Annotated in this window: 8 protein-coding genes and 1 pseudogene; 5 read left to right on the forward strand and 4 right to left on the reverse strand. The window is 62.9% G+C overall.

The features are described from left to right. The 5 genes and pseudogenes from ACXJ7R_RS20090 to ACXJ7R_RS20110 form a co-directional block, all read left to right on the forward strand. Positions 1 to 223 (forward strand): annotated as a pseudogene (locus ACXJ7R_RS20090) (spermidine/putrescine ABC transporter substrate-binding protein); the annotation flags it as partial. 13 nt (positions 224 to 236) lie between these two features. Further along, a complete protein-coding gene (locus ACXJ7R_RS20095) occupies positions 237 to 1,100 on the forward strand; it encodes an ABC transporter permease (protein ID WP_457153372.1) in 864 nt (287 codons plus the stop codon). 1 nt (position 1,101) lies between these two features. Then, complete coding sequence (locus tag ACXJ7R_RS20100; RefSeq protein ID WP_457153373.1) at positions 1,102 to 1,884, forward strand: ABC transporter permease; 783 nt, start codon at positions 1,102 to 1,104, stop codon at positions 1,882 to 1,884. After that, positions 1,881 to 2,945, forward strand: a complete 1,065-nt coding sequence (locus ACXJ7R_RS20105; RefSeq protein WP_457153374.1) for an ABC transporter ATP-binding protein — start codon at positions 1,881 to 1,883, stop codon at positions 2,943 to 2,945. Before ACXJ7R_RS20100 ends, ACXJ7R_RS20105 begins: the two co-directional genes overlap by 4 nt. 2 nt (positions 2,946 to 2,947) lie before the next feature. Further along, positions 2,948 to 3,706, forward strand: a complete 759-nt coding sequence (locus tag ACXJ7R_RS20110; protein ID WP_457153375.1) for an MBL fold metallo-hydrolase — start codon at positions 2,948 to 2,950, stop codon at positions 3,704 to 3,706. Between the two features lie 8 nt (positions 3,707 to 3,714). On the opposite strand, the gene ACXJ7R_RS20115 is transcribed toward ACXJ7R_RS20110, so the two are convergent. The 4 genes from ACXJ7R_RS20115 to ACXJ7R_RS20130 form a co-directional block, all read right to left on the reverse strand. Further along, positions 3,715 to 4,404: a TetR/AcrR family transcriptional regulator gene (locus tag ACXJ7R_RS20115; RefSeq protein WP_457153376.1), complete on the reverse strand. Its 690-nt coding sequence runs from the start codon at positions 4,402 to 4,404 to the stop codon at positions 3,715 to 3,717. A 109-nt stretch (positions 4,405 to 4,513) separates the two neighbouring features. Beyond that, positions 4,514 to 5,941 carry an amidase gene (locus ACXJ7R_RS20120; protein WP_457153377.1) on the reverse strand — a complete coding sequence of 476 codons (1,428 nt, stop codon included), beginning with the start codon at positions 5,939 to 5,941 and terminating at the stop codon, positions 4,514 to 4,516. Positions 5,942 to 6,030: 89 nt separating this feature from the next. Then, positions 6,031 to 7,065, reverse strand: coding sequence for an extracellular solute-binding protein (locus ACXJ7R_RS20125; protein ID WP_457153378.1), 1,035 nt, complete (start codon positions 7,063 to 7,065; stop codon positions 6,031 to 6,033). A 40-nt stretch (positions 7,066 to 7,105) separates the two neighbouring features. After that, positions 7,106 to 7,363 (reverse strand): ABC transporter permease (locus ACXJ7R_RS20130; protein ID WP_457153379.1); only part of this gene is annotated, 258 nt, incomplete at its 5' end.

Consider the following 7,363-nt stretch of genomic DNA (forward strand, 5'->3'; position numbering starts at 1 on the left):
GTACATCATGAGCCCGGAGGGCCAGGCGCGGCTTGCCACCTCGTCCTGCTACTGGGGCATGCCGGCGAACACCAAGGCGGGTTTGACCGACGACCAGAAGAAGATCCTGCGCTTCGACGAACAGCCGGGCTTCCTCGCCCGCGCCCAGGCCTACCCGGCGCCGAACGCCGACCTCGACAAGAAGATGCAGGATATGTGGACCGAAATGCTGCAGGCGAAATGAGCTGATACCGCCGATGACCGCCGCAAACGACGGGCGTGCCCCGCCACGGGGTGGCCGCGCCCTGCCCTGGGCGCTGGTCACGCCGGCACTCGGCTGGACGCTTTTGTTCTTCGTGCTGCCTTTCATCGCCATGGGGCTGTCCAGCCTGACGGCGCATGAGGGCGGCGGCTTCACGGTGTCCAACTACAGCCAGTTCTTCACCAACCCTTCCTACTGGCAGGCGATGGTGAATTCGCTCGAGGTGACGGCGATCGTCACAGTCGTCTCGGTGCTGCTCGCCTACCCCTTCGCCTGGATCCTGGCCGAACAGGTGCCGGAGCGCTGGCAAAGGCTGGCGCTTATGCTGGCCGTGCTGCCGTTCTGGACGTCCTATGTCGTCCGCTCCTATTCCTGGCTGCTGGTGCTGGCGCAGAATGGCGTCATCAACCGGACGCTGACGGGCATTGGCGTGGTTTCCGAGCCCCTGCAACTCGCCAACACACGTTTCGCCACCGTCACGGGCTTCGTGCATTTCTTCGTTATGCTTTTGACGCTGACGATCTTCGCCAACCTGAAGCAGTTGAGCCTGAGCTATCGCAAGGCGGCCGCCGATCTCGGCGCCGGGCCGGTGCGCACCTTCCTGCATGTCATCCTGCCGCTGACCTTGCCCGGCATCATGGTCGGCGCCTTCCTCACCTTCGTGCTGTGCATCGGTGACTACATCACGCCGCAGATCCTCGGCGGCAACAACGAGCTTCTGATGCCGCAGCTGGTGATGATGCAGATCGGCCGGCGCGGCGACTTTCCGCTTGCGTCGGCGCTGTCGATCATCCTGATGGCGGTGGTCACCATCGCCTATCTTGCCTGCGCCCGCTGGCTCAAGATCGAGCGGGCGTGAGATGCGCAGGATTGTCCGCATCGTATCCTGGCTCTATGCGCTTGCCGTCTACGGCTTCATCTTCCTGCCTGTGGTCGTGCTGGTCCTGTTCTCGCTCCAGTCGACCTCCTTTCCGATCCCGCCCTTCACCGGCCCGTCGCTGCGCTGGTACGACGCGGTTCTCTCGGACACACGGCTGACCTCGGCGCTGGTCAATTCGCTGCTGGTGGCCTCCATCTCGTCGCTGGCCGCTGTCACGCTCGGCTTCCTTTCCGCCTGGGGCTTTGCCCGCTTCGTCCTGCCCGGCTCCGGCCTGCTGCGCGGGCTGATCACGCTGCCCCTGACGGTCAGCTATCTCATCATCGGCATGGGGCTGCTGGTGCTGTTCAACTGGGCCGGCGTGCCGAAATCATTGCTTGCCGCCGGCATCGGCCATGTCGTGATCAACCTGCCGCTGTGCTTTGCCATCATCTACAGCCAGATGGGCGACCACCAGATCAACATCGAACGGGCGGCGCGCGACCTCGGCGCGCCGGAATGGAAGGTGCTGCTCCTGATCACCGTGCCGGTCATGGCGCCTGCCATATTCGCCGGCTTCTTCCTGTCGATGACCTTCTCCTGGGACGAGTTCGTCATCTCCTTCCTTTTGACCCGCTTCGACACGACCTTGCCCGTGGAAATCTGGAACCTGCTGCGCTCCGGCCTCAATCCAAAGACCAACGCCGTCGGCTCGCTGGTCTTTGCCGTCTCCATTGTGCTGGTCGTGCTGTTCGAACTGACATTGCTGCGCCGGAGAAAAGCATGACCGCGCCTTTGGTCGACATAGACTCGGTCTCGCATCGCTTCGGCCAACAGACGGTGCTCAAGAGCGTTTCGCTCAAGATCGAACCGGGCAGCTACACCATCCTGCTCGGACCGTCAGGCTCGGGCAAGACGACGCTGCTGTCCATTCTCGGCGGCTTCGTCACCCCGAGCGAAGGCAAGGTTTTCATCCGCGGCGTGGACTGCACCTCGGTGCCGCCGGCAAAGCGCCCGACGACGACGGTGTTCCAGGACTACGCGCTGTTCCCGCATATGAGCGTCGGCAGCAATGTCGGCTTCGGCCTGCGCATGCAGGGCGTCGATGGCACGACGCGAGCCGCCCGGGCGCGCGAGGCGCTGGCGCTGGTCGGCCTCGCCTCTTCTTTCGACAAGAAACCGCACCAGCTCTCCGGCGGCCAGCGGCAGCGCGTGGCGCTGGCGCGTGCGCTGGTGATCGAACCGGCGGTGCTTTTACTCGACGAGCCGCTTGGCGCGCTCGATCTGAAATTGCGGCGCCAGATGCAGGACGAGCTGAAGGCGATCCAGAAGCGCGTCGGCACCGCCTTCATCCATGTTACGCACGACCAGGAAGAGGCGATGGCGCTGGCCGACCATTGCGTGGTGATGAATGACGGGCGCATCGAGGACGAAGGGCCACCTGAACGTGTCTACGCCAGGCCGGCGACGCGCTTTTCCGCCACCTTCATGGGTGAAAGCACGATCCTTGCCGGCGCCGTCACGGAGGCCAGTGACAGGACCAGCACTGTCGCGACGCCGGTCGGGCCGGTTTCCCTGCCGAGCGCCTTGCCTTTGGGCTCGGCCGTCGGGCTCGCCATTCGGCCAGAGCACCTTGTCCTCGGCGCGGCTGGCGGCGGTGTCAGGCTTGGTAGCGCCGAGGTCAGCGACGTCGTCTTCCAGGGCAGCTTCAAACGCGTGCTCGCGGCTTCCATCGAAGACCCTTCGCTGCAGTTCATCGCCAGGCTTCCGGCATCGGCGGCAGTCCAGCCGGGCGACACGGTTGCGGTTTCGTGCGATACCGACCAGATCATCCTGTTGACGGAATGAACATGGGCACGCTTCCGGTCATCGGCGCTCCGGACTGGTACGAGACCATCCGCATGAGCGATGGCGTGACGCTGATCCATGAGCCGTGGATCAAGCCGTTCTTCCGCTGCAACATGTGGCATGTGCGCGGCCGCGACCGTGATCTTCTGTTTGATACCGGTCTCGGCCATTTTAGCCTCAGGTGCCATGTGCCGCTGGTGACGGAGCGCAAGCTGACCTGCGTCGCCAGCCACACGCATTTCGATCATATCGGCTGCCATCACGAATTTCCCGACCGCTGCGTGCACGCCGCCGAGGCGGAAATCCTTGCCGATCCGCGCAACGAATGGACGGCCGCCGGCACTTATGCGACCGACGAGATGTTCGACGGTATGCCACAAGGCTGGGACACCGCGAATTACAGCATCCAGCCCGCGCCGGCCGACCGTTTGCTCGCGCATGGCGATGTGGTCGATCTCGGCGACCGTGCCTTCGAGGTGATCCACACGACCGGCCATTCGCCCGGCGGCATCGCGCTCCACGAGAAGAAGACCGGCATCCTGCTTTCCGGCGACATCATCTATGATGGCCCGCTGATCGACGACGTCTACCACTCGGATATTTCCGACTACATGGCGACGCTGCTCGGCATGCGCGACCTCGATGTCGCGGTCGTGCATGGCGGCCATTTTCCGAGCTTCGGCAAGGTGCGTTACCGCCAGCTTGTCGACGAATATCTGGCGCAGAAGCGGCAGGCCGGCTGCCATCTGCGGCAGCCGTAGGAAACGAGTTAGCGCATCAATTCGAAATGTCGCGGAAACGACTGATGCAGCAGCATCAGCATCGTCTTTCTCAACACATCGGAATTGCCCGCCGGTGGGTTGAGGTGATCCCAGATCCATGCGCCATGGACGAGATAGTTCAGGCTCTCAGCCAGCGTGTCCGGGTCGACATCGGTGTAGCCGCCGCTGCGCTTGATTTCGATGAGCAGGTCGCGAGCTTCGGCATTGTAGCTGAGATCGCTGGGCAGGCCGATCTCGTTGTAGATCTGCATGCTCTTGCGGTCGCTGGAGAACACGACAAAGACCGAGACCCATTTCGGATGCTGCCGCGCGAATCTTTGCGCGCATTCGACCGCGCCCATCAGCCGCTCGACCGGCGATAGGCCGGGCACGCGCACCAGCGTCGCCCACAATTCATCGTACTGATCGCTGAGATACTGCAGCACGGCGCGAAACAGGTTCTCCTTGCTGCGAAAGTGGAAAACCACCAGTGCGTTGGAGGATCCGACATGCTCGGCGATGCGCTGCATGGTGACGCTCGCCAGGCCTTCGTCGGCGATGAGATCGATGGTGGCGTCGATGATGCGCTGGATGCTGGCCTCACCGCGCTCGCGCCGGCGATCCCTGGGGGCCGGCTCGAGCCGGCCGTCGCCAGCCTCGGCGACCATTGCCTTCGCGGCTGCCTTGCGTTGCGCCATTTCTGTCCAGCCTTTCAAACCTCGCGCCGGAGCTTTCCAGCCCCGCGCGCCGGCTCACCATAACCGAAGCCGGAGATCAAGCACCAGCGCGGCAAGGGCCACATGGTTATCACAGCGACGGTCGCGTTTCGGCGTTTGTGTACCACTGTCCCTGAACCGTCTCATATGCCAGCGCCGCACGGAAGACATCGGCGTCGCAATAGGTGCGGCCGACAATCTGGATGCCGGTCGGCACGCCATTCGTCGCGCGGCCCGACGGCATGGACAGAACCGGGCAACGGCTCAGCATGTTGAATGGCGTCGTCATCACCCAGCCAAGCGAAGGGTTCACCTGCTTTCCGTTGATCTCGACGGTGTCCCTGGTGTGGTCGAACTCCGCCGGCACAGAGGGAAGCGCATTGGTCGGGCAGATCAGCACATCATATGTCTCCAGCAACGGCCCGAGCGTCTGGTACATCCTGGCCGCCACGTCGAGGGTAGCGACGAAGTCCGTGGCCTTCGACTTTTGCCCATCTTCGGCAAATTGCCGTGCATAGCTGGTCATATCCCCGCCGTGCTGCTTGAGAAGTTGCGCCAGCGAAGCGCCGAAGAGGTGCTCCAGATAGGCAATGCCGGCCTTGAGCACTTCGTCGCCCCAGCCCAGGTCGACCTCCTCGACGGTGGCGCCAAGTGAGCGGAACACGTCGCAGGCAGCGAGTGTGTTTTTCCGCACCTCGGCATCCACTTCGAAGGAGCCGAGGTCCATCGAGAGAGCAATCTTCCAGCCCTTGATCGGCTTGTAGTCGAGTGGCAGGTGCAATTTCGGACGCAGCGTGGCGATGTCGAGCGGACTTGGTCCCGCCATGACATTCTGCAGCAGGATCGCATCCCCGACGTTTCGCGCCAGCGGCCCGGTGTGGCAATAGAAGTCGAGATTGAACGGCGGCTCGTCCGGGTTGCGGCCATAAGGCGGCTTGAAGCCGACGAGACCGCAAGCGGACGCCGGAATGCGGATCGACCCGGCAATGTCCGAACCAGTGGCGATCGCCGATGTGCCCGAGGCCAGCGTTGCCGCCGCGCCGCCGGACGAACCACCCGGTGTGAAGTCCGGGTTCCACGGATTGCGTGTGACGCCCCAGCGCCTCGACCAGGTATAGCCGGCGCAGCTGAATTCGGGCGTTGCCGTGCGTGCATGGACGATGCCTCCGGCCTTGATGATGCGCTCGTTCATTGTCGAAGTGTGGCCGCCAATGGCATCCTTCGACAGCAGCGAGCCGTGCGATGTCGGCTTGCCCTTGATGTAGCTCTCGTCCTTGATGCCGATCGGCAGGCCCTCGAGCGCGCCGGTCCTGGCCCCCCTGGCGTATTTCGCCTCAGCTTTTTTGGCCAGCTCCATCGCCTCGTCGAAATGCGTAAACGTGAAGCAGTTGATTGCCGACCTGGTGGCTTCGGCGCGGTCGATGGTCGCCTGCATCAATTCGACGGGCGAGAGTTTCTTCGCCTTGAACAGCCGCAGCGCCTCGCTGGCCGGCATGTAGCAAAGGTCGAGATCAGTCATGGGAAGTCTCCTGCGATCGCCGGATCGCCTCTGGCATGGACGGGAGGTGGCCGCGCCGCGATATCGCGGCGCGAGAAACCCGGGTCGAGCTATTTCTGGAGATCGGTCCAGATTTTCGTGTAGAGCGCCTGCACATCAGGCGGACAGGCCGGCATGAATTGTCCCTTGGCAGCGAATTCGGCCGGAACGTTCACTTCCGGCGCGTTCTTCATGTCGTCCGGCATGAAGGCTTCCGAGCCTTTGATGCCGTTCGAATAGCGCGCGAAGGCCGAGATCAGTGCGGCGTTCTGCGGGTCCATGATGAAGTTCTGGAAGAGCTTGGCGTTCTCGACGTTCCTGGCGTCCTTGAGGACGGCGACGTTGTCCATCCAGATCGGGTAGCCCTCCTTGGGATAGCCATAGACGATCTTGTCGTTTTGCAGCCGCTGGCGGAGCGAAATGCCGTTCCAGTTGACGCCGGCGGCAACGTCGCCCTTGCCGAGGCCGTCGACGGCGCCATAGTCGAAGGACAGCCATTTCGCCTTGGCCTCGACCAGCTTGTCGCGCACCTTCTTCAGCACGACCTTGTCGTCAGTGCAGTATTGGCCGCCTTCGTAGGCGATGGCGAGGAACATGACGTCACCCATTTCGGGAACGACATTGATCTTGCCGACGAGTTCGGGCGGCGGATCGAGGAAGATCGCGGACGTGTTCACGTCACCCGAATAGACCGACTTGTTGACCGACACGCCTGTCGTGCCCCACTGCCACGGAACGGTGTATTTGCGACCCGGATCGAAGGGGACATCGACCCATTTGGGATCGACGTTTTTGAAATTCTCCATCTGGTCCGGGCGCGATTCAAGCAGCAGCCCCTCGCTGATCCAGATCGGGACGACGCTTGCCGACGGCACGACGATGTCGAAACCGGCGCCACCCTGGCGGATCTTGGCGAGTGCTGTATCGTTGGAATCGAAGTCGGTGACGGTGACCTTGACCTTATAGGTCTCTTCGAACTTCTTGATGAGATCGGGGTTGGTGTAGTTGCCCCAATTGTAGATGTTGAGTTCACCCTCGGCGCGGGCAGCACCCGTCACGGCCAGCAGCGACAGCCCGATCGCCGTCGCGGTCAGTTTCCAGTTCATGCTCCATGCTCCCATTGTTGGGACCGTCGGCGTTGCCGCCTCAGGTCCGTTTCCTGCTGATGAAAAAGAAAGCCGTGACGATGCCGATCGACAGCACGAGGAAGGCCGTCGAGATCGCATTGACTTCCGGCGTGACGGTACGCCGGAGCTGGCCGAGCATGTAGGTGGGCAGCGTGTCCTGGCCGCCCGATTTGACGAATTCGGTGATGACGACGTCATCCAGCGAGACGACGAAGGCGAGCATCAGTCCGGCGAGAATGCCCGGCCAGAGCAATGGCAAGGTCACGTGGAGGAATGT

The organism is Mesorhizobium sp. P5_C1, assembly GCF_054049815.1.

Excerpts from the sequence above, each read along its gene's own strand:
- ACXJ7R_RS20095 (WP_457153372.1), top strand. The coding sequence starts at position 237 with ATGACCGCCGCAAACGACGGGCGTGCCCCGCCACGGGGTGGCCGCGCC.
- ACXJ7R_RS20100 (WP_457153373.1), top strand. The coding sequence starts at position 1,102 with ATGCGCAGGATTGTCCGCATCGTATCCTGGCTCTATGCGCTTGCCGTC.
- ACXJ7R_RS20105 (WP_457153374.1), top strand. The coding sequence starts at position 1,881 with ATGACCGCGCCTTTGGTCGACATAGACTCGGTCTCGCATCGCTTCGGC.
- ACXJ7R_RS20110 (WP_457153375.1), top strand. The coding sequence starts at position 2,948 with ATGGGCACGCTTCCGGTCATCGGCGCTCCGGACTGGTACGAGACCATC.
- ACXJ7R_RS20115 (WP_457153376.1), bottom strand. The coding sequence starts at position 4,404 with ATGGCGCAACGCAAGGCAGCCGCGAAGGCAATGGTCGCCGAGGCTGGC.
- ACXJ7R_RS20120 (WP_457153377.1), bottom strand. The coding sequence starts at position 5,941 with ATGACTGATCTCGACCTTTGCTACATGCCGGCCAGCGAGGCGCTGCGG.
- ACXJ7R_RS20125 (WP_457153378.1), bottom strand. The coding sequence starts at position 7,065 with ATGAACTGGAAACTGACCGCGACGGCGATCGGGCTGTCGCTGCTGGCC.